The organism is Ruegeria sp. HKCCSA071 (assembly GCF_017872555.1).
In the GTDB taxonomy this organism is placed as follows: domain Bacteria; phylum Pseudomonadota; class Alphaproteobacteria; order Rhodobacterales; family Rhodobacteraceae; genus Ruegeria.
The window spans coordinates 97,595-124,480 of sequence record NZ_JAEDOX010000006.1 but is presented as its reverse complement, the minus strand read 5'-3'; the positions used below and the strand labels follow the sequence as shown (position 1 = coordinate 124,480).

Here is a 26,886-nt window from a genome sequence, read left to right as displayed (position 1 = left end):
CCTTGGGTGTCTCTGGCACCCATGTCGAAGGCTCAGAGCAGACGGGATTAAAAGAATTGATGCGCCGGATCATGGCTTTTCCCCCGGAATGGCGTAACCCGCAGACGCTCGCCTGCGTCGTCAACACCGATTTCTTCGTTTGTCAGGTAACAGGCCGGATCTTCGGCCCAGGGATCACCGGTCAGTTGCAGGGCCCGGATGCGGGTGTTGCCACCGCAGACATCCTTTAGCTCGCAGGCCCCACATCGACCCCTAAGCGGGCGCGGACGCGTGCGCAGCATGGCCAGCATCGGATCGTCGCTGGTCCAAAGCTCGGAAAACGGATTAGTCTTAACGTTGCCTACTGTGTAATCGGACCAGTAGGTGTCAGGATGGACCCGGCCCAGATTGTCGATATTGGCCACACCCAAACCGCTGGAATTTCCTCCCCAAGCGGCCAGATGCTCGCGGACATGCGCAACCTTGTCAGCGTCGAAATGCGCACGAATCCAGTTCAGAAAGTACCCCGCGTCTGCATCATTGTTGCCGGTCACGATATCCAGCGGGCGACCGCCCGAGGCAGCCTCCCACGCGCGCTCCAACAGCAGATCCATTCCCTTGCGGGTGCGCTGATGCTCAGCATCCTCGCCGCGGTTCTTGTCACCGCGCCCGGCATAAACCAGGTGCGACAGGTAGAACTTGTCGACGCCCTCGTCGTCGCATAGCTGAAGCAGGTCCGGCAGGTGATGCTGCGTGCCTTCGGTCAGGCAAAACCGCAAGCCGACTTTGATGCCGCGCTTCTTGCATTCGCGCACACCGCGCAGGGCGTCGGCAAAAGCCCCTTCAACACCGCGGAACCAGTCATTCGTGGCCCCGATCCCATCCAACGAGATACCAACGTAGTTGAATCCGACATCGGCAATCATGTCGGCGGTCTCATCATGAATGCGTGTCCCGTTGGTCGACAGCGCCAGCATCGGCACAAGGTCGCGGGCACGTTTGGCAATGTCGAAGAAATCGAACCTGTCCAGTGGTTCCCCACCCGAGAGGATCAGGGCCGGGACGCGAAACTGGCCCAGATCCTCAAGGGTCACCATGGCTTGCTCGTGGCTGAGTTCGCCCGGGAACGCAACATCCGCTGAGACGGTGTAGCAATGGCGGCACTTCAGATTGCAGCGCCGCGTCAGGTTCCAGATCACCACCGGTTTCACAGGGCCGGGGCGGTGTTTACGCACCGGGGTCGGCTTGACCAGCTGGTGTATGTATTCGGTCAGGCGAAACATCGTCTCAGCCTTTCTTTTTCAGGCGCAAACCGGTCTTTTTCAGGATGCGCGTGGAATAGAGGATATCCTTGGCCCGGCAGGCGTCACCCAGAATTGCGGCGATCTCGGCTCGCTTTTCTTCGACTTCATCCCGATCCGATCCATGAACCATGGCAAACAGGTTAAAGGGCCAGTCGGGCAACGCGCGGGGACGTTCATAGCAATGGGTGACAAAGGGTAGGGCACCGATCTGAGTGCCCAATTCGGCGATGCGGTCATCTTCGACATCCCAGACAGTCATGCCGTTCGAGGTCATGCCCAGCTTGTAGTGGTTAGGGGCGGCCGCGATGCGGCGGATTACGCCGCGCGCCTTGAGGGCTGACAGTCTCTCAAGCAAATCGGCTTCCGGCATCCCCAGATCATCAGCAACCTGAGCATATGGGGCGGAAACCAGAGGCAATCCGCCCTGTAGTGCTTGGATAATCTGTCTGTCTGTTTCGTCGATCATGCCGCTACCCGAAAGCCGATGTAGAATTCCTGAAGTTTGGGGAAACAAAGAACCTCGATCCCCGTTTCCCGTTCAATTGCATCGGCCGCGGCCTCGATCCCTTCGGGCGTTTCCGTAGCCAGTACGAACCACATGTTCAGCCGGTGCGTGCGTTCATAATTATGGGCGACCTCGGGATGTGCATTGACTTTGGTCAGGACGGCTTCAAATTCCCCAGCTGGAACGGCCATCGCACAGAGGCAAAAGGCACCGCCTATCGCCGCGGCATCGAAAAACGGCCCAAAACGTGTGATGACACGGGCCTCTGTCATGCGCGTCAGGCGCGCCAGCAGTTCGGCCTCGGACAGGCCAAGTTCTTTGGCGACTGTTGCGTAAGGATGTGAAACCAGTGGCAGATCGTCTTGCATCCGGTTCAGGATCGCACGGTCAGTTTGGTCCAGCATCATGCGGCGACCTCCTTGGTTTGAATCAGCGCGCCGGTCTGCTTGAAGCAGCGGGTTGAGAACAGAACCTTGTTCCGTGCACCCGTCAGTTCTGGCAGGGCCGTCGCACGGGTCAGCACGTCCAAAGCCTCGCTGCGGGATCGCGCGTGGATCATGGAATACAGGCGATATGGCCACACACCGGGCACCGGGTTGCGCTCGTAACACAAGGTCACACCGGGGAAAGCCGCCAAAGCGGGGCCGGCTGTATCGACCTGCTCCGCTGGCAGGTCCCAGACAACCATCGCATTGGCCGACCAGCCAAGCGCCCGGTGACGTACGATGACGCCCAGCCGCGAGATGATACCGGCCGAATGCAACGCGATGACTCGCGCCATCACATCATCAACGTCCCGGTTCAGTGAATGTGCCAAATCTGCATAGGGTTCAGCGACCAGAGACAGTCCCGAACTCAGCGTCTGCAGTAGATACCGATCACCCTCGCGCATCGCAGTTGCATCCACCTGGCGTGCTGTAGGCACGGTTTTGACCCCGCCGATCATGCGGAACCCAAGATCAACGTTGAAAGGGCGCACCAGCCGCAAATCCAGCACCCGCAGCCCGGTGACCCGGCTGATCCGCGCTAGGGTAGCATTCACATGCGCCCGATCCGGGCCGGTTGCAACAAACCAGAGGTTCCAGGCGTCCTCGCGCTGATAATTGTGGTTTACACCCGGTTCGGCGTCGATCAGGGCGGCGACCTCTTCCAGCTGCTCCTCCGGGACGGACACAGCCGCCAGCGTACTGGCCGTCACCGCGCCGGGCGTGATGGTTGCGCCAACCCGCGTGATGCGACCCGTAGTGCGCATTCTTGAAAGGCGGTGGATGACTTCGCTTTCGTCAAGTCCAAGTGCGTTTCCAAGAACCTGAAACGGGCGTTCGGTTACCGGGAAATCGCGCTGAAATTCATCCAGCAAGCGGCGGTCGATCGGGTCTGTAATGTGTTGCATGACTTACAGACCCGTCTTGTGCGCACGCGCGGTAAAAAAGATACCCGAAGGGCTTTCGGCCTCGATCTCGCGCAGTTTTTCGAAACTATGCGTGTCATAAACCATGACCTTGTTCGCATCGCGCACACTGATCCAAACCTCGTGCCCGCGCGGTGTGAATTCCATGTGCAAAACGGCAGGGCCGGGCTTGAATTCGTGGATGATCTGTTTGCTGACGGTATCGATGACCTGAATGGTATCGTTCAGCGGGTGGGCAAAGTTAACCCAGACCTGCCGACCGTCCGGGCGCGCCATGGCAAAGACCGGCTGTCCGTGGGTTTGTGTGCGTCCGGTCTCGGTCAGGGTGGTGGCGTCAATCCACAAAACTTCGTGGTGACCAACGGCGGGCAAGACGAATTCGGACCCTGTCAGCGCCCAACCTTCCAGATGGGGCATCTTGTAGACCGGCATTTCCTCCTGACCACGGCCATAGCCGGGTAGAACGCGGATCGGTTCTGGGTTGTCGGACCACAGATCAAGCGCCGTCAGACCATCCTCTCCAAACAGGCCGGTGATATAGGTGCGGCCATTGGCAGTGATCAGCGCATCGTAGGGGTTCTTGCCGATATCGGGGATTCTGGTGACCTCGGGCGTGCCCTTTGCGAAATCCGCGATCCATGTTTCACCGGTGTCCCACATGGTGAAAACGAAACGGCGGCCCGGCGCGTCGACCAGACCAATCGTTTTGCTGCCGGTGGGAATGTCAGCCACCATCTCCAGCGTTTGCGCATCAAACACGCGCACACCGCCGGGTTCGTAATTCGATACCGCCACAAGCGTACCATCGTCCGAGATGGCGCCGCCAATGGCGTTTCCGGACTGAACAACGCGGTTCACGATCTGACGGGTGACAATGTCAACCTTGGTCAGGCCTCCGTCTCGGCCAAAGACATAGGCAAAACGTTCATCCGGTGAATAGACCAGCGAGGCGTGGGACAGATCGCCCAGTCCTTCTATCCGGGCCAGAGCAGCGCGGTCGGACTGGTCCACCAGCAGGACCGATCCGCTGGCACGTTCGATCACCAGCCCAAGGTCTCCAGTCGCCATTGGCTCGGCTTGGGCCGTGGTCATCATCAATGTCGCCGCAAGGCTGAGGATAAGGTGTTTCATCGTGCCTCCTGTTCCAGCAGGTATCGGGCAATCCATTCGGCCTCTTCTTCACTGATCAGGGGCCGCCACGGGGGCATCGCCGTATCGGGGATGCCGTCAAGGATGACACCGGTCAAAACCTCGGCGTCGTAATGCTTCAGTGTATTCGAGCGCAGATCGGGCCCCAGGCCGCCTTTCAGCGACAGTCCGTGGCACGAGCCGCAGTCCTGATGCACAAGTCTTTTCAGTGCGTTGGGATCAATGACATCGGCAGCAAAGGCGGACGTTGCAGCCAGAACCGCAGTTGTCAGAAAAGTTCGGGCAACCCACCCCGCACGGCCGGGCACATTTCCGTTCGGCGCGGGACACGGCACACGATTTCTGCACCCCAGCTTAGCCATGGGCCCGTTCCAGAATGTCCGCCATGGGCTGTTCGGCGTAAAGTGAGACAACTTTGCCGATGAAGAAAAGCGTTGGCGCCTTCAGCCCGGAGGTGCGCACGTCGTTGGCCAATTGGTCCAGCCGTGACACCAGCCGGCGTTCATCAGGTGTCGTCGCATTTCCGATGGCCAGAACCGGTGTTGATCCTGGTAGGTTTTCGGTCATCAAACCCATGGCGATCTGGCCGATATTGGCCACACCCATGTAAACCACCAGTGTCGTGTCCGGGTCGGCCAGGCGTTTCCAGTCCAGGTCCAGCACTTTGTCTGCCTGCCGGTGTCCGGTGACATATTGAACCGAGGTCGCCAGCCCGCGATGGGTCAGCGGCACGCCGGTCGAACAGGACGCGCCCTGCGCCGCGGTGATCCCCGGTGCGTATTCTACCGCCACGCCATGGGCCATCAGATAAGCGGCTTCTTCCGAGCCGCGGCCAAAGATCAACGGATCGCCACCTTTCAGACGGGCGACCGTGTGACCTGCCCTGGCCTCTTCCAGAAGGATTTCGTTGATCCGGTCCTGTGGGACAGTATGGCATTTGGGCGCTTTCCCGACAGGGATCAGCCGCGCGCCTTCGGCGTGTAGATTCAGGATGTCGGCAGACACTAGCCTGTCATAGACAACTACATCCGCTTCCTGCAGCATTCGCAGGGCACGCAGCGTCATCAGTTCGGGGTCGCCGGGGCCTGCACCAATCAGAAAAACCTTACCGCTCATGTTCAAACTCGCTGGGTCTGAATGTCTTCGAAACCCGGGTATTCCTGCGCGAATCCAAAGCTTTTGCGGGACGTTGCTGGGTAGGCCGGGCGTGTCATGAAGGCAGATTGGCGCAATCGAAAACCAACCTCCTTGACATAAGTTAAGGAGCGCGGGATTTGCGCCCGCGCCCCTTAATTCAGCCTGTAAGTACACCCAAAATCAGGGCTCGACAGTGATCATCCCGATCATGTTCTGTGTCTCCCAATGGGGCCCGCAGAGATAATCCTGAGGGCCCGGTGTCAGGAAGGTCATTTCAACCGTTTCTTCCGGGAACAGCCGGTCGCTTTCGGGTTCGCTGCCATCTTTCAGCAACACACTGTGGCTGGTGCGCTTGTCGACATTCACCCATCGGACAGTTGTACCTGCCTTTACGGTCAGCTCGAACGGGCAGAATTTGTAGTTGTACATCAAAACCACCTTGGCGTCCTCGACCGAGGCCGAGGGGTGGCCGAACAGCTCGACATAACGCTCTTCGGCTTCAGCACAGATTTCGGCGGTTTCATCTGACCAGGCTGGCGCGGCAAGAAGCAGCAGCGCGGGAAGAAGGCGGTGGGGTTTCATGGTCCATGTCTCCTTTCCAAAGTGATTGGGGCCGAGAGAACCGGCCCCAAACTGTTATTGCTTGACCACGTTGATAAATGCGCTGTCGTCGTCCAGCGCCAGGCTGGTATCCAGCGTTACGTGGTGGAAACGAGCGGCGGCAAAGTCATCATGGATTGCAAAACCGACCGTATAGGTTTGACCGGCCTCCAGAGGGACATCGCCGGGTGCACCTGAGTTCAGTGGACGTGTGAAGACGACCGTCCACATGCTACCTGACAGGTTTGCCGAGGCTGCAATCTCACCATCATTGACCACCCGCTGTTCCAGCAGATAACCATTTGTGGCGCTGCCGTCCGCGTAGACACGCATCAGGTCAAGATAGGTGCCATCAGCCAGATACTGCTCGATTTGTTCAGCGGCCTGCAGCTTGTCCCAACCGCCCAAAGCCTTGCCACCCCTGCCTTTGATCTCGATCTCGGTGCGGCTTTCGCTGATGTATTTGGTCACGGTGTCCTGAGCGGTCAGGCGACCGGAAACATCCCCTTTCGCAGCAATTGTATCCGCCTCAGGCGCAAAGGGCATATAGGTGTTGTCGGCGTGGCACGACGCCCAGCACCCGACCTGATCGCCCAACTCGATGCCGGTTCCGGTGATCATCATAGCGACCTTGATCTGGTTTTCGGGATCCATTTTGCCGCCATCGGCAAACGGAGCAGGGTTATGCCCCGCATCCGGCCATTGCAGGCGGATGTACAGGTTTTCGTCATCATGCGCCGCCTGAACGGTTGCGTCGATCACACCGCGTTTGCCGGGGATAGGAGTGGGCTCCAGCTCGCCACCGGCAACGATCTTGTTACCAATCGCATCCAGTTCTTTGGCATGACAGGTCGAACATTGATCACCACCTTTGGTCAGCGGACGGGCCCCGCCATGGGTTTTTCCGTTCTGCACCCATTCAAATGACGCCTGGCCTGGGTAGAACAGTTTCAGGTCCGCACTGGCCACCGCATTCCAGTCGATGTTGGCACCAACATCGCCGCTTTCACTGCTGGCAGGTGTTGCAGACCCATCGGTTGCAGCCGTTGCCCGCTCTTCCGCGACGGCCGCGTCAACTGCTGCCGCAATCTGGGCCTGAACGGCCTCCTGCTGGGCTTTCTTTGCAGCTTTTTCGGCCTCGGCGTCGGCAGCTTCCTTGGCTTCGATCCGCTCAAGGCTGGCAAGGTATTCTGGCGGAACTGGCCGGATGAAGGCCGGGTTTGGTGCTTCAAGCTCTTCCAGATACTCGTCGGTTGCGCGGTCTCGGATGTTCGAGTGGGCTATGCCCTTGTGGCAGTCGATACAAGTCTGACCGGTTTCCATTGCGTTCAGGTGCTGCTGACGCGCACGGGGACGCTGGAATTCGGGCATCATCGATTCAAAGTCATGGCAGTTTCGACACTCGCGCGAGTCCGTTGCTTTCATCCGCTCCCACTCATTCATGGCAAGATGAATGCGCTTGGCTTCGAATTTCTCGCGGGTGTTGATGGTACCGACCACCTTTCCATAAAGCTCTTTCGAGGCCTTTATTTTGCGGATGATCTTGTGGGTCCAGTCCTTGGGTACGTGACAGTCCGAGCAGACCGCACCAACGCCCGAACGGTTCACGTCGTGGATCGTGCCCTGGTATTCCGCATAAACAAAATCCCGCATCTCGTGGCACGAGACACAGAATTCCTTGGTATTTGTGGCTTCCATGGCGGTGTTGAACCCACCCCAGAAGATGATGCCGGCGGCAAAGGCCGCAGCAATGCCGGCCACGGGCATTCCCCACAGGAAATACCGGCGCCAGATCGGTTTTTTCTTATCCGGTTCGGAAGTCATATCCGGGCTCCGTTTTGGCTGTCTTATCTGGCCTTTGGTGGCAGGCCGGTGAGTTTGGCGGATCTGTCAAACGAGGAAAGGGCGGGCGAGGGGCCCGCCCTTTCCGGTTTAGGTTGCGAACCCGTCAGGTGACGTGGTTCGACCGGTTGTGGACATTGAATTTGCCGGTCGGGGCGTAAAGCCCGTCAATCCGACCGATCTCTTCCAATGTCTTGGCGTCGAAGATCACGATCTGGCCATTGGGTTCTTTCGAATCCGACAGGTTCCACTTGGAAACCCAAACCTCGGTGCCATCGGCGTTGAATTCGAAGTGAACAGCGGCGCTGCCTTCGTCTTCGGTGATCTGAATGGTTTTCACGATCTCACCGGTCTCTTTCGAGATGACCTGAACCGATTGCTGAATTTCCGGCTCGGGGTGTTTGGTCTGGTCAGCCCAGATGTAGTCCGATTTCGGATGGGTACGGACAAACAGGCCGGGGCCGTCGGTTTCCACCTCGTAACAGGTTTTCCAGGCCTGATCCGGGTGACCTTCTGGGTCGTTGCCCCAGACTGTCACGGTGCCGACGCCCAGGTGGGTTGTACCCGCCACAGGTCCGCAGTTCGGGTCAATCCAGTTGGCGCCCGGACCGGGGTGCGGCAGGGCAGCGGTGTCGATCATCGCCTCAAGCTTGTGCGTTTCGGTATCGACAACGACCATCTTGTTCGATGCGTTTGCCGCGATCTGGAAGTACCGGCCTGTCGGGTCGAAGAACCCGTCATGCAGGAACTTGGCGCTGTCGATCTTGTCGATCCGCAAATTGTCGAGGTCGGTGTAGTCAACCTGCCAGAGCTGACCCAGCTCTTTCACGGCAACAATCCATGTGGGTTCATTCGGTGTGGTGTAGATGGCGGCCACACGGCTTTCTTCCACATATTCACCGTCCACGTTGGTTCCGCGCGTCGAAACGACTTTCAGCGGTTCCATGGTCTGCGCGTCAACGATTGCGAAATGCGGCGGCCAGTATCCCCCACCGATGACGTATTTACCGTCACCCGACACGGCAACATCTCGCGCGTCATAGGCAATCTTGACTTCTGAAACCAGCATCTTGTCCGGCGTTTGCCAGAGGTCGATCTTGGTCATCTTGCCGTCACGGCCCATTGTGTACCAGAAACGTCCGGGCGTTTCGGGTTCGGTGATGTTGTGATGCTCTGAAGCTTTCAGGACGTGCACGGCGTAGCCAGTCGGAATATGCGTCAGCACTTCTTTCGTGTCACCGTCGATGACGGCAACCTTGCCCACATCGCGTTCGATGACGACAAAGAAGTTTTCCCAGTTGCGGCCGTGCAGCGGCTCGGTCGGATAATCCGCTTCTTCGACATAAACCTTGCGGGTTGCCTTCATCTGTTCCAGCGACATTTCAGGCGGCTTTGGGGCCTCCATCATGATGTAGGTCGCCATATCCTTGATTTCCTGCTCGGACATGATGTCCGAGAAGTTGTTCATCCCGCCTTCAGTTCCCCAGGCGATGATTTTCTCAAGGCGTTCCTGACCCAGTTTCAGGGTGCCGCCTTCGGTTACGGTGCCGTCAGCTGCGGTCTTTTTCCAATGCGGTTCCAGGTTTTTACCGGTTGCGCCTTTGCGCAAAACCCCGTGGCAGCCTGCACATTGTTCAAAGTACAGTTGTTTCGAAGCTTCAAAGGCTTCGTCGCTAAGCGTTGGCTCGTCGGCAAAAGCTGGAGCAGCGACGCTGCCCAACAACATTGCCAATCCGACCCCAAAAGCGCGGCCGGTCTTGTTGTAGCTGATTCCAAGTGACATGATCACTCTCCATTTGCGTGGTGAGGCAATGCAGAGACTGATCCATCACGGGATTGTCATCCTTGACCAAAGTCAACGGGCGCGGCGCTAACTTCGTTCTTTGGACAAAAACCAGGTTCAGATTTCACCAATAAAACCTGTTTTTTTCACACATGTTTTTGGCGTCTTGATTTCGGTTAAGTGCCCCAATCCCGTCGGACGGTACTGCTTATTGAATGACGAGATGGGCCATGGAGAGCAGGCATGTCATCTGCAATATCGCGCATTTTCAGCGAAGGGTTTCGGATATTTTTCCTTTCCGCCGGTCTTTATGGTGTGTTTGCCGGTGTCGCCTGGGGTATTTGGCTGGCCTCATTGGATGGGCTTTTACCTTATGACGAGCAAAGTTATGGAATGCCCCCGGTCATGTGGCATGCCCATGAGATGATTTTTGGCTATGCAACGGCGGCACTGGGTGGGTTCTTTCTGACTGCAGTTCCGAACTGGACCGGGACGCCCGAAGTGCGGGCGCGATTTGTCACGGTCGTAGCGCTGATCTGGATGGCGGGGCGGCTGGCTGTGTGGTTATCAGGGTCGCTCTCTCCGACTACCGTCGCAATTATCGATCTGAGCTTTGTTCCAATTCTTGTCCTGAAAATTGCCAGCCAGCTGATACGCAGGCCCAAGCCACAGAACATGGTATTTCTGTATCTCCTGAGTTTGGTATGGGTGGCCAACCTGATGGTTCATCTGGAATGGATTGGTATCACCACAGACACGTTGAATACCGGGGTGCGCGCAGGGCTGCTGACCTTGTGTTCTATGATAGCGATACTGGGGGGACGGATCACACCAGCCTTTACGCGCAATGCAATGAAACGCGACGGTGTACCCGAAGCCCTGTGGCCGGTTTCAAATGCGGCGCTGGAAAAGGCCGTGATGGCGCTCGCCCTTGTGCTGCCGTTGTTGGTGCTGACCTTGGGCAGTGTTTCGTTGGCGGGTATCTGCGCGCTGCTGCTGGGCGGCGCCCAGCTGATGCGCATGGCACGGTGGAGAGCGGGTTGGGCGCTGCGGCAGCCGATCCTGATTGCTCTGCACTTAGGCTTGATGATGCTGGCCCTCGGGTTGTTGCTGTGGGGGTCTGCCGTCATCGGATATGGTAATGAGATCGGCGCGCTGCACATTTTGGGGATTGGGTGCGTTGGTGGCATGACCCTTGCCGTCATGAGCCGCGCTGCCCTTGGCCACAGTGGCCGCCCCCTTGTTGCACCGTCGCCCATGGCGGTCGGATACGGGCTTATGGCGGCAGCGGCTTTGGTTCGCTGGCTGGGGTCCGGGCTGGCAGGTGGATATATGACGGCCATGCTGACGGCTGACGGGTTATGGATTGCCGCAATCGGGTTGTATCTGTTTTCCATGTGGCCAGCGCTGACGGGTCCGCGCGCAGCAAAGCACGGCTGACACGGAACCTTAAGCGCGGATTGCAGTTCAGAATATCAAGGGGCGTTCGTTCTTTACGTGGCGGGACACGAGCGCATGAGCGCGTCTTCCGTTTTCAGGTATGTGCCGCGCAGACTGAGGAACGTGCCAAGGGGTCTCTAGTTCCGGAAACAGGTCGAAGATTTCTGCCCTTGCTTCTGGGGGAACGCTGGACAGAGCCTGTGCGCCGACAAAAAGGCTTTCTGACGGGGCACCTTCTGCGAAGACGATTTCGTGGCGGTCGAACAATAGATGGTAATACGTGACTGACAGGGTGTCTTTTGCAACGCTGATACCAGGGCTGGCGGTAAGAATGCGCGCGGGGACCAGGATTTCCTCTGCGTCAAACATTCTGACGGCGATCCGGGATCGAACCAACATACGGTGCTGTGGCGAAACAAGCAGGTCGCGTTTTGGCAAGTCACACCCCAAGGCCCCGGCCTTGATGAGGATTGGAAGCAGCTTGGGTTTTTTCACCAGCTCCTCATGCGATAGGTTTCGCGTTCCGATCCAACGTATGTGTTGCGGTCCGTTGTCGGCAGTCACGACCATGTCACCCACCTTCAGATCCTCGATGGGCATCGGACCTTCTGGCGTCATGATAAGTGTTCCGGCAGTAAAGCACGGCACGTCAATGATGGCAGCCGGGTCAGTTGTGTCGGGCGCATTGGTCGGCGTGACGTTCACGATGTTCATCGAGTAGGTCGTACCGGGCACAAGAGGTTCAGAGGTAATATAGCCGCCCAATACGCCGTCAACTTCGACGCGATATACAGTAAATGTGCCCCCGCCTGGTTTGGACAGAACGTAGGATTCTTCCAGGTATATTGGGCCGCTTAGAAAGGTGGTCGAACCATCGAGGGTGGTGATAGTACCGGTCTGCGTCAGGTCATCACCGTCTTCGTTGTCAAAGCGGTCACCGTTGAAAACATCCCCTGTATCGGGGATAGGTGGTCCGCCGCCGTTTTGAATAAAACCACCGGCTGCGTCAGTCACGCTGAACAAACGACGATCCGTGTCGGGATCAAAATTGACATCCAACGTAACCGTGTCCGGCCCAATCGTATTCACCGTGATGACACCGGGTGTATAACCGATATAGGAATAGTTCGCCATTTTTGCCCATCAATCTTTGCAGCGGAATTTTCACCTTTTCTCAGGTGGTTGATTACGTCCGGTATATCAAGAAGTCGACGCGAAAGTGTTCACAATTGCCTCAGATTTCAAGGCGACCCTAAGGTCATTTCGTTATTCTCGCTGTTTGCGGATCTCTGATCTCGTTCCTGAGGATACTTTAGAAGTCTTGACTTTCGTTAAGGCAGCCCTGTGACCCGCACGTCATGTTGCCTGCACTAGCTAATCTGCGCAAAGGAGAGCGCGATGCGAGAAGTCATGACAAAGAGCATGGCTCGCAACATATTCTATGGCGGGTCACTGTTCTTCATCCTCATCTTTCTGGCTCTATCAGCCCATTCACATCTGTATATCGTCAATTCCGAAAATGCCGCGAAGCTCGACGAAAGTGTGGTTCGGGGCAAACATGTTTGGGAAAAACACGCCTGTATCAACTGCCACACGATCCTTGGCGAAGGGGCGTACTTTGCCCCTGAGGTCGGCAATGTGATGACACGTTGGGGCGTGTTGGACGACCCGGAATCGGCCTTTGAATCCCTCAAGGGCTGGATGGAGGCACAACCCACCGGCATTCCCGGTCGTCGGCAGATGCCGCAATTCAACCTCAGCGATGAAGAGATCCGGGATCTGAGCAACTTCCTGATCTGGACGGACAATATCGACGCTCAGGACTGGCCGCCCAACGAGGCTGGCTGAGAAGGGGAATGGAGCAATGAAATACGAATCCCAAAAAATCGCCTATGCCTACTTTGCGGTAGCCATGGCGTTGTTCGCGATCCAGGTGATCGGCGGCCTGCTGGCCGGTCTGATCTATGTGTCGCCTAACTTCCTGAGCGAGCTTCTGCCGTTCAATATCGTGCGGATGCTGCACACCAACTCGTTGATCGTCTGGCTGATACTGGGCTTTTTCGGGGCGGCCTATTTCCTGATCCCGGAAGAGGCCGAGCGTGAAATCCACTCGCCCAAGCTGGCCTATTTGCAGCTGATCATTCTTGTGGTCGGTACGTTGGGCGTGGTTTTGACCTATGTCTTCAACCTGTTCGAAGGAAACTGGCTGCTGGGCAAAGAGGGGCGCGAGTTCCTTGAGCAACCCAAATGGGTCAAGGCCGGTATCGTCGTTGCCGCGCTGATCTTCCTTTACAACGTGTCGATGACCGTTCTGAAGGGCAAGAAGACTGCCATCACCAACATCCTGTTGTTGGGTCTGTGGGGTTTGGCGCTGCTGTTCCTGTTCGCCTTCTACAACCCGGGCAACCTGTCTCTGGACAAGCAATACTGGTGGTATGTTGTCCACCTGTGGGTCGAAGGTGTGTGGGAACTGATCATGGCGTCGATCCTGGCCTACCTGATGCTCAAGCTGACCGGTGTGGACCGTGAGGTGGTCGAAAAATGGCTATACGTCATCGTCGCCGCCGCGCTGTTCTCGGGCATTCTTGGAACAGGTCACCACTACTATTGGATCGGTACCCCCGGTTACTGGCAGTGGATCGGTTCGATCTTCTCAAGCCTCGAGGTGATCCCGTTCTTCGCGATGATGGCCTTTGCCTTCGTCATGGTCTGGAAGGGCCGTCGTGACCACCCCAACAAGGCCGCTCTGCTGTGGTCGCTGGGTTGTGCAACGCTTGCCTTCTTTGGTGCCGGTGTCTGGGGCTTCCTGCATACGCTGCACGGGGTGAACTATTATACACACGGTACGCAAATCACTGCGGCCCACGGTCACCTGGCCTTCTACGGTGCTTATGTTTGCCTCAACCTGGCGATCTTCAGCTACGCGATGCCGATCCTGAAGAACCGTGATCCTTACAATCAGGTGCTGAACATGGGCTCGTTCTGGCTGATGACCAGCGGTATGGTCTTTATGACCTTCGTGCTGACCTTCGGCGGAACCGTACAGACACACATGCAGCGCGTGGTCGGAGACTACTTCATGGACGTGCAGGACCAGATCGCAATCTTCTACTGGATGCGTCTGGGTTCCGGTATCGTCGTAGTCCTTGGTGCGCTGCTGTTCATCTACTCGATCTGGGTTCCCCGGAAAGAAGTCATTGAACCCGGCGCAGCTGAAACCCCTGCGGAGTGATGGATATGGACGGCTCCATGAAACTGAATGAGGGGGCGGCAAACGCCCCCTTCTACCTGCCCCAAGGCGACGAATGCGATGTATTTACCGCAGCGTATAACAACGATTTGCCAGTTCTTCTGAAAGGTCCGACGGGCTGCGGCAAAACCCGCTTTGTCGCCCACATGGCCGCAAAACTTGGCCGCCCGCTTTATACAGTAGCCTGCCATGACGATCTGGCCGCCGCCGACCTGATTGGGCGCTATCTGCTGAAAGGTGGGGAAACCGTCTGGGTTGATGGCCCCCTGACCCGCGCGGTGCGCGAAGGTGCGATCTGCTATCTCGACGAGGTGGTCGAGGCGCGCAAGGACGTGACCGTGGTGCTGCACCCGCTGACCGACGACCGGCGCATCCTGCCGATCGACCGCACCGGAGAAGAGCTGGAGGCCGCGCCCGGTTTCATGCTGGTGGCGTCCTACAACCCCGGCTATCAGAATATCCTGAAAACCCTCAAACCCTCGACCCGGCAACGGTTCATCTCGCTGGAGTTCGACTTTCCCTCGCCTCAGAAGGAAGCCGAAGTGGTCGCGCAGGAAAGCGGCCTGCCGCTGGAACGCTGCAAGCCGCTGGTGCGGCTGGCAGGTAAGCTGCGCGGGCTCAAGGGTCAGGATCTTGAGGAAGGCGTTTCCACCCGACTGGTTGTTTATGCCGCAACACTGATCGCACAGGGCATGTCCACCGACCGCGCCATCCTTGCCGCCATGATCGAACCTCTGACGGATGACGAGGATATCAAACGCGGGCTCCTCGATCTTGTTACGGCTGTCTTTGGGTGAGGCCGGCCGATGGTCAAGATCGATTTTGAGCCATGGGAACCCGAAGAAACGATCGGGAAACTGTGGCACTCCCTTGCCAGCCGCCTCGATGCACCACAGGTGCACGATGGAGCCGCGGTCGACCTTTCTGAGGTCGCGGGGCGGCTGGCCGTCCTCTTTCGAGGGCTGGGCGGTGGTCCGGGCGTAGAATTGCGCCCGGTCTCGCCCGAGGTTTCACACCACCGTCTGGGTTGGCGTCGTCGTCTGGCAACAGAGGCAGAACTGATGCCACGCGCCTCGTTTGACGGTGAAGTTCTGCGCCTACCGGACCGGCTGGCGGTTTTTCCTGCCCGCGAAGCCAACGGCGCGCTGTATGTCTGGCTGGCCGCCGCGGCTGCCCATGCCGGAACGCGAATTGATGAAGACGACCCGCTGCGCGCCGACCTGCGATCGCTGATTGCCGCACAGGGCATGGTTGATGCGACCCTGGACGACGCCCCCGGCCTGCGCCCACTTTATACCGAACTTTGCAAGGGAGTGTTGCATCAGCGCGATATTCCCAATCTGCCACCGGTTGAGGACGCAGTCGAAGAGCTGATCCGCCATAAGTTGGGCGACTCTCAACAGCTGTCGGTGAAAGCCGAGCAGCTTCTGACACTGGACGATAACCTGATCGCCCCCCGCGGCTATCAGCCTATGCGCCCGGTTCCCTTGTGGCCCGAACTGCGCGCGGTTGGCTTTTCCGAACATAACGAGGTGGAAAACCCCGATACCGAAGGCCCGCCAGAGGAATCCGGCGAAAAGACGCACCGTGCCCGGCGCCGTAGATCGGATCAGGCCGAGCGCAGCGACAGTTTCATTCTGCATAAGTTCGAAGCCATCCTCAGCTGGGCCGAGTTCCTGAACATCAACCGCCGCATCGACGATGACGATCCCGACAACGCCAAGAAAGCGGCCGATGATCAGGAAGAGATTGGCCTGGGTCAGATATCAAAGGCCCCCCCAACGCGGCTGAAGCTGCACCTTGATCTGGCACCCGAGGATGTGAACCGCGAGCGTCTGTCCGGCCGCATCCTCTATCCCGAATGGGACGTGCGATCGGGTCGGTATCTGCCAGATCACGTCAACGTCCTGCTGTCGGATGCGGATATCCGCGACGACGCTGCCGCCTTCGGCAAGGACCCTGCCACCGCCCGCCGCATCCGCGCGGTCAAACGCCAGTTCGAGGCGCTGCGCCCCGGTCGTGTGATGACACGCGGCCATCTGGACGGTGACCAGCTGGATATCGAAGCCGCCGTGCGTGCCGAAACCGACCGCATGGCCAGCGGCGAAAGCAACGACCGCATTTGGCAACAATCCCGTCCCGAGGCGCGCGACCTGGCAGTCTCGATCCTGCTGGATGTCAGCCGTTCCACCGAAAGTGCCGTAACCGGCCGCGCCGTGATCGACATTGAACGTGAAGCTCTGGCCGCTTTGGCCTGGGGCCTGAATGCCTGCGGTGACGATTTCGCCATTCATGCCTTCAGTTCGCTGAAACGCCAGCGCGTCTATATCCAGCGATGCAAACGGTTTGATGAGCCGATGGGTGCCAAAGTTGAACAACGTATCGCGTCGCTGCGACCAGGCCATTACACGCGGCTTGGGGCCGCGATCCGTCACTGTTCAAAGGATTTGGCAAGTCAATCCCGCAAGCGCCGCCTGTTGCTGGTGATCACCGATGGCAAACCCAATGATCTTGACCATTACGAAGGGCGCCACGGGATAGAAGACACCTGCATGGCCGTGCGCGAAGCTCGCCGCGCCGGGCAATCGGTTTTTGGCGTCACCATCGACAAAACCGGCAAAAGCTGGTTCCCCCGCATGTTCGGACAGGGCGGTTTCGCTGTTATCCCAGACCCGCACCGCCTGACCATGGCCCTACCGCAGATCTACCGCCAACTGGTCGGAGCATGAGCGAAACCTCTTTCATCGACGAGCTGCCGGGCGAATTGCTGATGTGGGTTCTGATTATCAGTGAGTTGCTGGTTTTTGGTGCCGGGCTGATCGCGTTCATGGGTGTTCGCCTGACCGACCCCGCAGGCTTTGCCGAGGCGCAATCGCATCTTTATCGAACAGGTGCAGCCTTTAACACCGCAATACTGGTCACATCTGGATATCTGGCCGCGCAGGCCCTGAACTGGCGCCGCGCAGCATTCCGGTTCAAGGCCAGGCTTGCCCTGACAGGCGCGGCCGTACTTGGAATCGCATTCCTGGTTATCAAAAGCGTGGAATATGCTGGAAAGGCGGGGCAGGGCATTTCCTATGAAACCCACCCGTTCTTCATGTTCTACTACCTGCTGACGGGGTTTCACGCGGCGCATGTTCTGGCCGGGGTGGGTATCCTGCTGCTTGTCGCGTGGCGCGATGATCCTCGTAACATCGAAGCGGGCGCACAGTTTTGGCACATGGTCGATCTGGTTTGGATCCTGCTGTTTCCTGTGATTTATCTTCTGGGATAAACAAGATGCCGGCAATTTCATCTTTTGCTAAATACTCCCGCCGGAGGCGTCCGAACTCACTCACCAGCGCGTGGATGGTGCTTTTGGCGCTCAGTCTGGCCTCAACGCTTTTGACCCTGATGAAAACGCCTGACGTACTCATTGCAGGCGGTATCCTGCTCCTTGCACTGATCAAAGCCCGTGTGATTCTGGCCCGATATCTGGACCTGACTGAAAGCCCGGGCTGGCTGCGTGGCTTCACCATGGTTCTCACGGGGTTCTCTGTGGTGATCTTCGCACTGTACCTGATCTGAAAAAAGCCGCCCCCAAAAGGGGCGGCAGGTTTCCAAGCAAAGGGACGCTTAGGTTACTGTGCGGCCATTGGCATCCGCGCGATCTGACAGCGCTGCCACAGCGCCGACAGGGCGCCCACCAGATGATCGATATCCTCATCCGTATGAACGGGTGACGGCGTGATCCGCAGGCGCTCGGTTCCTTTTGGAACTGTTGGGTAGTTGATCGGCTGAATGTAGATGCCAAACTCCTCAAGCAGGGTGTCCGAAATGAATTTACACTTCACCGGGTCGCCAACCATCACCGGGATGATATGGCTGGGGTTGGGTAAATGCGGAATGCCCTCGGCATCCAAACGGGCGCGCACCTGCGCCACGCGGGTCTTTTGCAAGTCACGCTCTGCACTTGAATGTTTCAAATGCCGGATCGATGCGGCGGCGCCGGCTGCGATCGATGGGGGTAGGGCAGTGGTGAAGATGAAACCACTGGCAAAGCTGCGGACAAAATCACACAGCGCGGCTGAGGCCGCGATATAACCACCAACCACGCCGAACGCTTTGCCCAATGTACCTTCGATGACCGTCAGGCGATCCATCAATCCATCGCGTTCAGCAATCCCGCCACCGCGCGGGCCGTAAAGGCCGACGGCATGAACCTCGTCCAGATAGGTCATCGCGCCGTATTTGTCGGCCAGTTCGCAGATTTCCTTGATGGGAGCGATGTCGCCATCCATAGAGTAAACCGATTCAAATGCGATCATCTTGGGTGCGTCGGGATCCGCTGCGGCCAGTTTGGCGTCCAAATCCGCCAGGTCGTTATGTTTCCAGATCACCTTCTGGGCACGCGAATGCCGGATACCTTCGATCATCGAGGCGTGGTTGAGCGCGTCAGAAAACACGATCAGCCCGGGAATTCGCGCTGCCAATGTCCCCAAAGCAGCCCAGTTCGACACATATCCCGAGGTGAACAGCAACGCGGCTTCTTTCCCATGCAGATCGGCCAGCTCAGCCTCAAGCAGAACGTGATCATGCGTGGTGCCCGAGATATTGCGTGTACCGCCAGCGCCTGCGCCGCAGCGATCCAGTGCGTCGTGCATGGCAGAGATCACCGAAGGGTGCTGCCCCATGCCCAGATAATCATTCGAGCACCAGATCCGCACATCCCGCTGGACCGGTCCGTCAGTTTGACGCGCGTTCGGAAACGCACCGCGACGGCGTTGCAAGTCGATGAATATCCGGTAGTTGCCTTCGTCTTTCAAAGTGTCGAGGCTCTGGCTGAAAAATTGCTCGAAGTCCATCTGGCGTGCTCCCCGGATAATTGAAATCTTGTTGAACCTATGCCAGTGGCGCGCGCCCTTACATGACAATAGTCAAGTTGGAGATCGAGAAAAGGGTGGCACCCCCGCGCTGGCTTTGGCATAGCATGTCACGGGGTTGATCATCCGGGGATGTTCCCGGAACGGACGAATAAGGGGCTGCCTTCTTGTCACACGAGGCACAAAAGATAGTTGCGCGGCAGTCACTGCTCTTGCGAAGCCTGCCAGAGCAACATGTCGATACTCTGCTGCGTCAGGCCGTCTGGCGGCAATATGATCGGGGCGAGACGATCTTTCTGCAAGAGGAAGAGGCCAAGGCCGTACATGTTGTACTGGCTGGTTGGGTCAAGTTGTTCCGCATATCCCCGACCGGTGCCGAAGCCGTGGTGAGCGTTTTCACGCGCGGTGAAAGCTTTGGCGAAGCCGTTGCACTGCGCAATGTGCCCTATCCGGTGTCGGCCGAGGCGGTATCACCCTGTGAGATCATGCACATTCCAAGTCCGGTGCTGCTATCGCTGATGAAGCAGGACCCGGAAATTTGCGTATCAATCCTGGCGGCCACATTCACGCATCTGCATTCCCTGGTGGCGCAGCTCGAACAGCTCAAGGCCCAGACCGGTGCGCAGCGCGTCGCGGAATTCCTGCTGAATCTGTGTGATAGCGATGCCGGCCAGTGCGAAGTTGAATTGCCGTATGACAAGATGCTGATCGCCGGGCGTCTGGGGATGAAACCCGAAAGCCTGAGCCGCGCGTTTTCGAGGTTGAAACCAGTCGGGGTGAGGATCAACCGAAACCACGCGGAAATTGCAGACATGGATGTATTGCGGAATTACGCGGAAAGCGACCCGAGCGAGAAATAGAGCCACCTGGCTATTTCTCGGGGCAGAGAACAGGCCAAGTCCGATCCGCGATCTTTCTCACAATCACCTTCGTTACTATTCTTACCGGATATGCCCTTTCCGGTGCGATGCTGAGTGGGTGAGTTGATGGACCGCAGATATGACGATTGAACAGAAATTGGCCGGTTTCCCCCGCGCGAGACTGATGACAACTGCTACGCCGGTCGAACGGCTTGATCGTCTGTCCGACCAGCTTGGTCTGGATCTGTGGATCAAACGGGATGATCTGACAGGGTTGAGCTTTGGCGGCAACAAGACCCGACAGCTTGAATTCTATATGGGTGAAGCACAGAAACAGGGGGCAGATACCATTCTGATCACCGGCGCTGTGCAGTCCAATTTCGTACGCACGGCTGCCATGGCTGCATCGAAGCTTGGGATGGACGCCGTGCTTCAACTGGAAGAGCGCGTACCGGATATGGGAGAACAATATTATTCCTCGGGAAATGTTCTTCTGGCCCGGCTTCTGGGTGCCGAGCACATGCACTACCACACCGGAGAAGACGAGGCCGGGGCCGACAATGCCCTTCACGTTCGGGCAGATCAGCTGATCGCTGAGGGCGGAAGGCCATATGTAATTCACTTGGGCATCGATCATCCGCCCTTGGGGGCGTTAGGCTATGTGGCCGGGGCCGCCGAACTACTGGATCAGATCGCCGATTTCGACGTGGCGGTGGTGCCATCCGGCAGCGGTTCGACCCATGGCGGGTTTCTGGCCGGGCTGCGTCTGGCTGGCAACACGGCGCCTGCTATTGGCATCTGCGTTCGCCGCGACCGCCACCAGCAACATGCGCGGTTGCAAAAGATATTGGAACGGTTGTCCGGTATGATGATGTTTGACCCGGCTCTGGTCATGAAAGACATCCTCACATGGGACGGCGCATTACCCCCTGGATACGGGCGGATAAGCCCGTCCACACGGAAGGCGCTTGCACTGATGGCGCGCGCCGAGGGTATTTTTCTGGATCCGGTCTACTCGGCCAAAACCTTTGCAGGTTTGTTGGAATTACGTGAAAACGGCACCATTCAACAGGGCCAGAAAGTTGTGCTGTTGCATACGGGTGGGCAACCGGCGCTGTTCGCTTATCAGGAAGAACTGATCCCGGTCTGAGAGCCATCCGAGAAGCCACTGTAGTAGAAGTCGCGCTTAGCTCGCCATCCCGTCGTTTCGAAGCACCACGCGGTGACACGTGACCTATGTCAATGACAGCACCGCGGACGTCGTGTCGGTTGAGCGAGCCTAGCCCACCTTAGAATAGGTGGAGACATGTTCGCAGAGTTGGAGGCTGGATATGGCTGATGGATGCGGCTGTGATCGACACGCGCATATGTATCTGAGCGTGGATGAGGCCCTGTGCCGGGGCCGGTCCGCTGCTGATCCGATCACAGAAACGGAAACGCTGCCTTTGGCCGCAGCAATAGGGCGAATTCTGGCCTGCGACTGTTTCAGCAAGGTCGATATGCCCGCTTTCGACAATTCGGCAATGGATGGCTATGCGGTTCGAACCGCCGATCTTGGCGATGCCGCCCTGTTCCAGATGGCTGTTGCGGGTCGCATCGCGGCGGGGGACAGCGGATCTCATGCTGCACCTGTGGGTAGCGCGCTGAGGATTTTTACCGGAGCGCCCGTTCCCTCTGATTACGACGCCATCGTCATGCAGGAAGATTGTGATGTTGTGGAGGGACAAATTCGCTTCAGCCGCCGTCCAAAGCCCGGGCAACATATCCGGCGTGCCGGTGAAGACCTTCATGCCGGAGCGCCGATCCTGCGGCGCGGCTGCGAGATTGGCCCGCGCGAGGTGGCAGCCCTTGCATCCGCCGGGTATGGCGAGGTCGTGGTGCTTCGCAAGCTGAAGGTTTCGATCTTTTCAACCGGAAGTGAGTTGTGCCAACCGGGTGAGCTCCTTGGACCGGGGCAGATCTATAACTCGAACCGTTACATGCTGCTAGCGCTGTTGCAGAAGCCCTGGATTGACCTAACGGACCGGGGGCAGGTTGAAGATGACCCCGAACTTTTGAAACAGGTCCTGCTGGATACGACTGAGACCTCTGACCTGATCATCACGACCGGTGGCGTATCTGTCGGCGATGAAGATCATATGCCGCGTTTGTTCGCCGAGATCGGTGGCGAAACGGATGTGATGAAAGTCACAATGAAACCGGGCAAGCCGATCATGTTCGGTCGGCGTGGCCGTGCTCTTTACATCGGTCTGCCGGGTAACCCGGTTTCTGCTTTTGTGACCTGGCAGATTATCGGATCGCAGATGATGGCGCGCCGTGCTGGTTTGCTCGACGCCCCACAGGCAGCCGTACAAGCAGTTCTGTCGGAACCTTTGCACCGCACCGCGGGCCGTCAGGAATATCGCCCGGTTCAGATTGACGGTCACACACCGGACGGACGGCCCCGATTGCGTCTGATGGAGCCGTCCTACAGTGGTCGTGTTGCTTTGCTTGCACAAGCGGATGGATTGGCGATCATCCCGGCAGAGGTGACGGAATATCCCGAAGGGCAACGCCTTGAGCTATTGCAGTTTTAAGCCCTGAGTGCTTTTCCCGCGGCATCAAAGGGCGGTTCATGCAGGATTGTGGCCCTGTGTGGACGCCCCAGAACCATAACCTCGACCTCATCACCTCGCTGGGCGTTTTTTACATATCCCAAGGCCAACGACATTCCGACGGTGTAGCCATAGGTGCCCGAGGTCACCCGGCCGATCCCTTCGCCGTTCTTGAAGATCGGCTCACCACCTGTTGCATCCGCGTTGGACGCTGTCACATCCGCTTCGTTCAGGTGCAGGATCACCAGGTGTTCCCGAGCCGGGTTCCGCAACACTTTCTGCGCAGCTGCCTTGTTGAGGAAGTCCTTTTCAAACTTGCAGAGGCGATCAAGACCCACTTCATGTGGCCAATATTCCGGGCTGTATTCTCGGCTCCAAGACCCATAGCCCTTTTCGACCCGCATAGACATCAGCGCCCGGCTACCAACAGGGCCAGCCCCGAACTCTTTGCCTGCCTCAAGCAAGGCATTGTAGAGCCGTGCCTGATCTTGGGTGGCGCAATGCAGCTCCCATCCCAGATCGCCGGTAAAGGAGACGCGCAGGGCAAGAACCTGAACCCCCGCCAGCTCGATCTTGGCGGACCGCATGAAGGGGAAATCTTCGGTTGCCAGCGATGTGTTGGTCAGCCGTTGCAGGATGTCACGGGAGTTGGGTCCGGCCACGTTAAAACCGCACATCACTTCGGTTTTACTTTCGAAAGTGGTGCTCTCAGGCAGCGAAACCTGTTTGAAAAAGCGCTTGTGATACCGCTCTGCCATGCCCGAGCCGATCACCCAGAACTCGTCATCAGCCACGCGGGCGACGGTAAAGTCGCCTGCAATACCGCCGCGCTTTGAAATCAGTGGGGTCAGACAGGACCGACCAACGGTTTTGGGCATGGTGTTTGCAAAGACGGCGTTCAGCCAGTCTGCCGCACCCGGACCCTTGCAGACATATTTGGCGAAGTTCGAGATATCGATGATCCCGGCACGGTCGCGCAGCATCCTGCATTCCTCGCCCACCGGTCCCCACCAGTTCTGACGGGTAAAGCCATTCGTGTCTTTGGTGCCGGGCGTTGCAGCAAACCACAGCGGATGTTCCCAACCGGCGTTCAGGCCAAAAACCGCACCGATGGCTTTCTGCGCCTCATAGATCGGGCGAACCCGTGCCGGACGACCGGCGCTTCGTTCTTCATTGGGGAAATGGATCGCGAACCGATGACTGTACTGATCTGCCACGCGCGCTTTGGTGAACGCCTTGGTGGCCCAGCTGTCAAAACGCGCCAGATCCCAGGCGAACATGTCGTATTCCGTTTCACCCTCGATGATCCATTGCGCTGCCATCAGGCCCATGCCACCCGATTGCGAGAAGCCGGGGATGATACCATTGCAGCAGAAATAGCCGTCGACCTCGGGCACCGGCCCCATCAGAACGTTCGAATCCGGAGACCAGATCATCGGGCCGTTGATGACACGCTTGATCCCGGCTTCACCGACCGCAGGCAGGCGTTCGATCGCGTTCATCATGTTCTCTTCGATCCGTTCCAGATCATCAGGGAACAGGTCGTGGGCAAAATCCAGCGGCGTGCCTTCTTCGGCCCAGAACCTCATGTCTTTCTCATAAGCGCCGACCAGCAGGCCGTTGCCTTCCTGACGCAAGTAATACTCGCCATCCCGGTCTGACACAGATGGCAGGCGGGTGCCGTGGCTTTTCACATCCGCCATGGTTTCGGTTACGAAATACTGGTGCTCTGTAGGTTGCAGCGGCAGCTCGATTCCAGCCAGTGCAGCAACCTCGCGCCCCCACAAGCCCGCTGCGTTCACCACCCAGCGTGTCCTGATGTCACCTTTTGGCGTTCTGACGATCCAGCTGCCATCCTCCTGCTGCTCGGTTGCGGTGACCGGAGTGAAACGGTGAATCTGCGCCCCGCGTTGACGTGCGCCGACCGCATAGGCGTTGGTCACGCCCGACGGGTCCACATTGCCGCCATCAGGTTCGAACATCACGCAACGGATGCCGTCGTAATTGACCAGCGGGTTCAGCTTCTGGGCTTCCTCGATGCTGATCTCATAAAAATTCATGCCATACAGCTTGGCCTTTGCGGCCTGTAGCTTCAGCTGATGTTCGCGCTCTTCCGTCTGGGCCAGGTATAGCGAGCCGGGCTGGAATACTCCGCAGCTTTGACCGGTTTCAGCTTCCAGCGCTTTATACAGGCTCATCGTGTAATGCTGGATGCGGCTGATATTGGTACTGTCGTGCAATCCGTGAATGTTTGCGGCTGCGTGCCAGGTTGACCCCGAGGTCAGCTCGTCCCGCTCCAACAGAACAACATCCGACCATCCCAGTTTGGTCAAATGATACAGGATCGAGCACCCGATCACTCCTCCGCCGATGACCACGGCCTGAGCTTCGTTTCGCATTTTGGCTATCTCGCGCGTTTTCGTTCGCGCTTGTTCTTTCATGAAGACGGGCCCATCGACAATGTCGACAAAATTCGAGATCGAATGAAGTCAACTAAACTCAAACTTTTGGGAATTGCCTAACGGCGCGATACGCTTATGCAAACGAATTGGTCAGAACGACAATCGGTGTGCACGGCCACGTTCAAACAGCTTTAGGTTCAACTCATCTGCTTCCGGCGCGCCGTATTCCAAAGCAAACACAAATGCGTGGGTCAGATAGAAACACGAGGCTTCATGATGCTGGCGCTCTTCGGCCAGAATCGCCGCTTGGTGATACAGCCGGATCAATGCGGGTACATCTTTTTCCGCATGGGCCTGCAAGAGTTGTTTGTCGAGTTCGTCCAGATCCACTGTGACCCTTTCGGTGAATTCACACCGGCTGTCCTCTAGGAGACAAAAGACTGCAACGCGGTCCCGTCTGCTGTTGTTACAACCGATCCGCGATCTGGCCAGAAGGGCCTGACCAGATCAACATTTTCAGGATTGCTTACACTTCAGCCCGGGCTTTTTCGATCTGAGTTGCCACCCAATGATGAAAACAATGGGTCGGGCCGTCCATCGCGGGCGAGAAACGACCGCCATCGAATTTCACACCGTGACGGCCTTTCTGCATGCCTTCAACCACAAAGACGTCTTCCTCGAACACCGTTTTCCACAGTTGCGCATTCTTGGCGCGCAGTGCCTCGTGTTCTGGAGTGTCTTCCGGTTTTTTGGCGTAGTAGAGCTCAATCCGTTCGTTCGAACGCTCATGGGTAATCGGATCGATGAGGAAGGCAAAGCCGTGATCGCGCTGAACACCCAGCAGGGTATTCGGGTAAACGACGATATATTCCGCGCCGTCATTCCACTGCTCACTCAGATTCTCGAAATCATCCAGCTTTTCGCCATCGTGACCTTCGAACTGGCGGTAGACATAGGTGCCCTGACCCGAATATTTGCCCAACTCGTTTATGTTGTAGTGATCTTCCAGACGCGAATAGCTGTTTAGGCCGGGATGAACCCAGGGCAGGTGATAGCTTTCGCAGTAGTTCTCAACAGCCAGTTTCCAGTTCGAGTTCAACTCAAGATAAACCGATGCGCCAGCGCCACCGTGATACATCGGTTGATCGAATTCTTTCCAGCGTTCCATCAACTCGCCATGGACATCTTCGAATTCCGGCGCGTCGCCGCTGACATTGACAAAGACAACATCCCGCCAGACATAAGAGCGGATACGGATAAGGCCCAACTCGGCAAAATCCATATCCTCATGGGTATTTTGCCCGGGGCCACCGACATGAGGGGCGGTCCGCAGTTCACCATTCAGGCCATAGCACCAGCTGTGATAGGGGCAGCGGATCGCGCCGCGGATCTTTTGCGGCTTGTCGACCAAAATCATGCCGCGATGGCGGCAGGTGTTCTGGAACACACCGATCTGACCGTCGCGATCTCGAACCATCAAGAGCGGCACACCCAGGAAATCTATCGGATACGCGTCGCCCGCCTCCGGAATGTCTTTGCCAAAGCCGATGCCGGACCAGTTCGCAAACAAGACCGCATCCCGTTCTTCGGCAAAAACTGCGGGATCAATATAATGCTCGTTCGGCAGACCCTTTGCGGTGTTTACCGGTGTCAGAACAGACGAAAGCGGTGCGTGCTTGTTCATCGGCCACTCCTGAGTGATTTTGAATGAGTTTATCGCTGCATCCATTGGCGGCTGAGGCCGTCCACGTTCAATACTAAAAATCCT

General features: G+C 57.7%; 25 protein-coding genes. 10 read left to right on the top strand and 15 right to left on the bottom strand.

What is annotated here, in order from left to right; genetic code table 11:
* Positions 1 to 47: 47 nt before the first annotated feature.
* The 10 genes from nirJ to I9188_RS13455 all read right to left on the bottom strand — a co-directional run bounded on the left by nirJ (position 48) and on the right by I9188_RS13455 (position 9,710).
* A complete protein-coding gene (gene nirJ / locus I9188_RS13500; protein WP_209507044.1) occupies positions 48 to 1,262 on the bottom strand; it encodes a heme d1 biosynthesis radical SAM protein NirJ in 1,215 nt (404 codons plus the stop codon).
* Between the two features lie 4 nt (positions 1,263 to 1,266).
* Positions 1,267 to 1,749: an AsnC family transcriptional regulator gene (locus I9188_RS13495; protein WP_209507045.1), complete on the bottom strand. Its 483-nt coding sequence runs from the start codon at positions 1,747 to 1,749 to the stop codon at positions 1,267 to 1,269.
* On the bottom strand, positions 1,746 to 2,195 hold the full coding sequence (locus I9188_RS13490; protein WP_209507046.1) for an Lrp/AsnC family transcriptional regulator: 450 nt from the start codon (positions 2,193 to 2,195) through the stop codon (positions 1,746 to 1,748). Before I9188_RS13490 ends, I9188_RS13495 begins: the two co-directional genes overlap by 4 nt.
* Positions 2,192 to 3,181 (bottom strand): AsnC family transcriptional regulator, encoded by a 990-nt coding sequence (locus tag I9188_RS13485; RefSeq protein WP_209507047.1) that lies wholly within the window; start codon positions 3,179 to 3,181, stop codon positions 2,192 to 2,194. Before I9188_RS13485 ends, I9188_RS13490 begins: the two co-directional genes overlap by 4 nt.
* Before the next feature lie 3 nt (positions 3,182 to 3,184).
* The gene (locus I9188_RS13480) at positions 3,185 to 4,330 is read right to left on the bottom strand and encodes a cytochrome D1 domain-containing protein (RefSeq protein ID WP_209507048.1); all 1,146 of its coding nucleotides are present in this window, start codon (positions 4,328 to 4,330) and stop codon (positions 3,185 to 3,187) included.
* On the bottom strand, positions 4,327 to 4,710 hold the full coding sequence (locus I9188_RS13475) for a cytochrome c (RefSeq protein WP_209507049.1): 384 nt from the start codon (positions 4,708 to 4,710) through the stop codon (positions 4,327 to 4,329). Before I9188_RS13475 ends, I9188_RS13480 begins: the two co-directional genes overlap by 4 nt.
* Positions 4,703 to 5,464, bottom strand: coding sequence for a uroporphyrinogen-III C-methyltransferase (gene cobA, locus I9188_RS13470; RefSeq protein ID WP_209507050.1), 762 nt, complete (start codon positions 5,462 to 5,464; stop codon positions 4,703 to 4,705). Before cobA ends, I9188_RS13475 begins: the two co-directional genes overlap by 8 nt.
* A 201-nt stretch (positions 5,465 to 5,665) precedes the next feature.
* On the bottom strand, positions 5,666 to 6,067 hold the full coding sequence (locus I9188_RS13465) for a plastocyanin/azurin family copper-binding protein (RefSeq protein ID WP_209507051.1): 402 nt from the start codon (positions 6,065 to 6,067) through the stop codon (positions 5,666 to 5,668).
* A 54-nt stretch (positions 6,068 to 6,121) separates the two neighbouring features.
* Complete coding sequence (locus I9188_RS13460; protein WP_209507052.1) at positions 6,122 to 7,909, bottom strand: NapC/NirT family cytochrome c; 1,788 nt, start codon at positions 7,907 to 7,909, stop codon at positions 6,122 to 6,124.
* 124 nt (positions 7,910 to 8,033) lie between these two features.
* Entirely contained in the window at positions 8,034 to 9,710 is a 1,677-nt protein-coding gene (locus I9188_RS13455) for a cytochrome D1 domain-containing protein (protein ID WP_209507053.1), read from the bottom strand.
* A 243-nt stretch (positions 9,711 to 9,953) separates the two neighbouring features.
* Between I9188_RS13455 and I9188_RS13450 the strand changes: the two genes are divergently transcribed.
* The gene (locus I9188_RS13450; protein WP_209507054.1) at positions 9,954 to 11,150 is read left to right on the top strand and encodes an NnrS family protein; all 1,197 of its coding nucleotides are present in this window, start codon (positions 9,954 to 9,956) and stop codon (positions 11,148 to 11,150) included.
* A 27-nt stretch (positions 11,151 to 11,177) separates the two neighbouring features.
* Here the strand turns inward: I9188_RS13450 and I9188_RS20245 are convergent, their stop codons facing one another.
* Positions 11,178 to 12,284, bottom strand: a complete 1,107-nt coding sequence (locus I9188_RS20245; RefSeq protein ID WP_245220632.1) for a Hint domain-containing protein — start codon at positions 12,282 to 12,284, stop codon at positions 11,178 to 11,180.
* A gap of 264 nt (positions 12,285 to 12,548) precedes the next feature.
* On the opposite strand from I9188_RS20245, the gene I9188_RS13440 reads away from it, so the two are divergent.
* From I9188_RS13440 to I9188_RS13415, 6 genes are read left to right on the top strand one after another with little or no spacing between them, the layout of a single operon-like run.
* The gene (locus tag I9188_RS13440) at positions 12,549 to 12,998 is read left to right on the top strand and encodes a cytochrome c (RefSeq protein ID WP_209507055.1); all 450 of its coding nucleotides are present in this window, start codon (positions 12,549 to 12,551) and stop codon (positions 12,996 to 12,998) included.
* A 16-nt stretch (positions 12,999 to 13,014) separates the two neighbouring features.
* The gene (locus tag I9188_RS13435) at positions 13,015 to 14,382 is read left to right on the top strand and encodes a cbb3-type cytochrome c oxidase subunit I (protein ID WP_209507056.1); all 1,368 of its coding nucleotides are present in this window, start codon (positions 13,015 to 13,017) and stop codon (positions 14,380 to 14,382) included.
* Entirely contained in the window at positions 14,382 to 15,197 is an 816-nt protein-coding gene (locus tag I9188_RS13430; protein WP_209507057.1) for a CbbQ/NirQ/NorQ/GpvN family protein, read from the top strand. Before I9188_RS13435 ends, I9188_RS13430 begins: the two co-directional genes overlap by 1 nt.
* A 9-nt stretch (positions 15,198 to 15,206) precedes the next feature.
* Positions 15,207 to 17,129, top strand: a complete 1,923-nt coding sequence (locus I9188_RS13425; RefSeq protein WP_209507058.1) for a VWA domain-containing protein — start codon at positions 15,207 to 15,209, stop codon at positions 17,127 to 17,129.
* Positions 17,126 to 17,674 (top strand): cytochrome c oxidase subunit 3, encoded by a 549-nt coding sequence (locus I9188_RS13420; protein WP_209507059.1) that lies wholly within the window; start codon positions 17,126 to 17,128, stop codon positions 17,672 to 17,674. Before I9188_RS13425 ends, I9188_RS13420 begins: the two co-directional genes overlap by 4 nt.
* 5 nt (positions 17,675 to 17,679) lie before the next feature.
* A complete protein-coding gene (locus tag I9188_RS13415) occupies positions 17,680 to 17,967 on the top strand; it encodes a cytochrome C oxidase subunit IV family protein (RefSeq protein ID WP_209507060.1) in 288 nt (95 codons plus the stop codon).
* Positions 17,968 to 18,020: 53 nt separating this feature from the next.
* Here I9188_RS13415 and hemA read toward each other — a convergent pair whose 3' ends face one another.
* A complete protein-coding gene (gene hemA / locus I9188_RS13410) occupies positions 18,021 to 19,244 on the bottom strand; it encodes a 5-aminolevulinate synthase (protein ID WP_209507061.1) in 1,224 nt (407 codons plus the stop codon).
* Positions 19,245 to 19,429: 185 nt separating this feature from the next.
* Between hemA and I9188_RS13405 the strand changes: the two genes are divergently transcribed.
* The 3 genes from I9188_RS13405 to glp all read left to right on the top strand — a co-directional run bounded on the left by I9188_RS13405 (position 19,430) and on the right by glp (position 22,698).
* Complete coding sequence (locus tag I9188_RS13405; protein ID WP_209507062.1) at positions 19,430 to 20,122, top strand: Crp/Fnr family transcriptional regulator; 693 nt, start codon at positions 19,430 to 19,432, stop codon at positions 20,120 to 20,122.
* Between the two features lie 184 nt (positions 20,123 to 20,306).
* Positions 20,307 to 21,272: a D-cysteine desulfhydrase family protein gene (locus I9188_RS13400; RefSeq protein ID WP_245223721.1), complete on the top strand. Its 966-nt coding sequence runs from the start codon at positions 20,307 to 20,309 to the stop codon at positions 21,270 to 21,272.
* A gap of 181 nt (positions 21,273 to 21,453) precedes the next feature.
* On the top strand, positions 21,454 to 22,698 hold the full coding sequence (gene glp, locus I9188_RS13395; protein WP_209599629.1) for a gephyrin-like molybdotransferase Glp: 1,245 nt from the start codon (positions 21,454 to 21,456) through the stop codon (positions 22,696 to 22,698).
* Here the strand turns inward: glp and I9188_RS13390 are convergent.
* The 3 genes from I9188_RS13390 to I9188_RS13380 form a co-directional block, all read right to left on the bottom strand.
* Entirely contained in the window at positions 22,695 to 25,115 is a 2,421-nt protein-coding gene (locus tag I9188_RS13390; RefSeq protein WP_209507065.1) for an FAD-dependent oxidoreductase, read from the bottom strand. The two genes, glp and I9188_RS13390, sit on opposite strands and share 4 nt — an antisense overlap.
* A gap of 153 nt (positions 25,116 to 25,268) precedes the next feature.
* Complete coding sequence (locus I9188_RS13385) at positions 25,269 to 25,508, bottom strand: hypothetical protein (protein WP_209507066.1); 240 nt, start codon at positions 25,506 to 25,508, stop codon at positions 25,269 to 25,271.
* A 136-nt stretch (positions 25,509 to 25,644) separates the two neighbouring features.
* Positions 25,645 to 26,802, bottom strand: coding sequence for an aromatic ring-hydroxylating dioxygenase subunit alpha (locus I9188_RS13380; protein WP_209507067.1), 1,158 nt, complete (start codon positions 26,800 to 26,802; stop codon positions 25,645 to 25,647).
* Positions 26,803 to 26,886 lie beyond the last annotated feature (84 nt).

Bases quoted from the DNA above. Each gene is read 5' to 3' on its own strand.
- I9188_RS13390 (WP_209507065.1), bottom strand. From the start codon at position 25,115: ATGCGAAACGAAGCTCAGGCCGTGGTCATCGGCGGAGGAGTGATCGGG.
- cobA (WP_209507050.1), bottom strand. From the start codon at position 5,464: ATGAGCGGTAAGGTTTTTCTGATTGGTGCAGGCCCCGGCGACCCCGAA.
- I9188_RS13480 (WP_209507048.1), bottom strand. From the start codon at position 4,330: ATGAAACACCTTATCCTCAGCCTTGCGGCGACATTGATGATGACCACG.
- I9188_RS13420 (WP_209507059.1), top strand. From the start codon at position 17,126: ATGAGCGAAACCTCTTTCATCGACGAGCTGCCGGGCGAATTGCTGATG.
- I9188_RS13475 (WP_209507049.1), bottom strand. From the start codon at position 4,710: ATGGCTAAGCTGGGGTGCAGAAATCGTGTGCCGTGTCCCGCGCCGAAC.
- I9188_RS20245 (WP_245220632.1), bottom strand. From the start codon at position 12,284: ATGGCGAACTATTCCTATATCGGTTATACACCCGGTGTCATCACGGTG.
- glp (WP_209599629.1), top strand. From the start codon at position 21,454: ATGGCTGATGGATGCGGCTGTGATCGACACGCGCATATGTATCTGAGC.
- I9188_RS13450 (WP_209507054.1), top strand. From the start codon at position 9,954: ATGTCATCTGCAATATCGCGCATTTTCAGCGAAGGGTTTCGGATATTT.
- I9188_RS13430 (WP_209507057.1), top strand. From the start codon at position 14,382: ATGGATATGGACGGCTCCATGAAACTGAATGAGGGGGCGGCAAACGCC.
- I9188_RS13440 (WP_209507055.1), top strand. From the start codon at position 12,549: ATGCGAGAAGTCATGACAAAGAGCATGGCTCGCAACATATTCTATGGC.
- I9188_RS13400 (WP_245223721.1), top strand. From the start codon at position 20,307: ATGACAACTGCTACGCCGGTCGAACGGCTTGATCGTCTGTCCGACCAG.
- I9188_RS13495 (WP_209507045.1), bottom strand. From the start codon at position 1,749: ATGATCGACGAAACAGACAGACAGATTATCCAAGCACTACAGGGCGGA.
- I9188_RS13460 (WP_209507052.1), bottom strand. From the start codon at position 7,909: ATGACTTCCGAACCGGATAAGAAAAAACCGATCTGGCGCCGGTATTTC.
- I9188_RS13380 (WP_209507067.1), bottom strand. From the start codon at position 26,802: ATGAACAAGCACGCACCGCTTTCGTCTGTTCTGACACCGGTAAACACC.
- nirJ (WP_209507044.1), bottom strand. From the start codon at position 1,262: ATGTTTCGCCTGACCGAATACATACACCAGCTGGTCAAGCCGACCCCG.
- hemA (WP_209507061.1), bottom strand. From the start codon at position 19,244: ATGGACTTCGAGCAATTTTTCAGCCAGAGCCTCGACACTTTGAAAGAC.
- I9188_RS13435 (WP_209507056.1), top strand. From the start codon at position 13,015: ATGAAATACGAATCCCAAAAAATCGCCTATGCCTACTTTGCGGTAGCC.
- I9188_RS13485 (WP_209507047.1), bottom strand. From the start codon at position 3,181: ATGCAACACATTACAGACCCGATCGACCGCCGCTTGCTGGATGAATTT.
- I9188_RS13465 (WP_209507051.1), bottom strand. From the start codon at position 6,067: ATGAAACCCCACCGCCTTCTTCCCGCGCTGCTGCTTCTTGCCGCGCCA.
- I9188_RS13490 (WP_209507046.1), bottom strand. From the start codon at position 2,195: ATGATGCTGGACCAAACTGACCGTGCGATCCTGAACCGGATGCAAGAC.
- I9188_RS13455 (WP_209507053.1), bottom strand. From the start codon at position 9,710: ATGTCACTTGGAATCAGCTACAACAAGACCGGCCGCGCTTTTGGGGTC.
- I9188_RS13425 (WP_209507058.1), top strand. From the start codon at position 15,207: ATGGTCAAGATCGATTTTGAGCCATGGGAACCCGAAGAAACGATCGGG.
- I9188_RS13415 (WP_209507060.1), top strand. From the start codon at position 17,680: ATGCCGGCAATTTCATCTTTTGCTAAATACTCCCGCCGGAGGCGTCCG.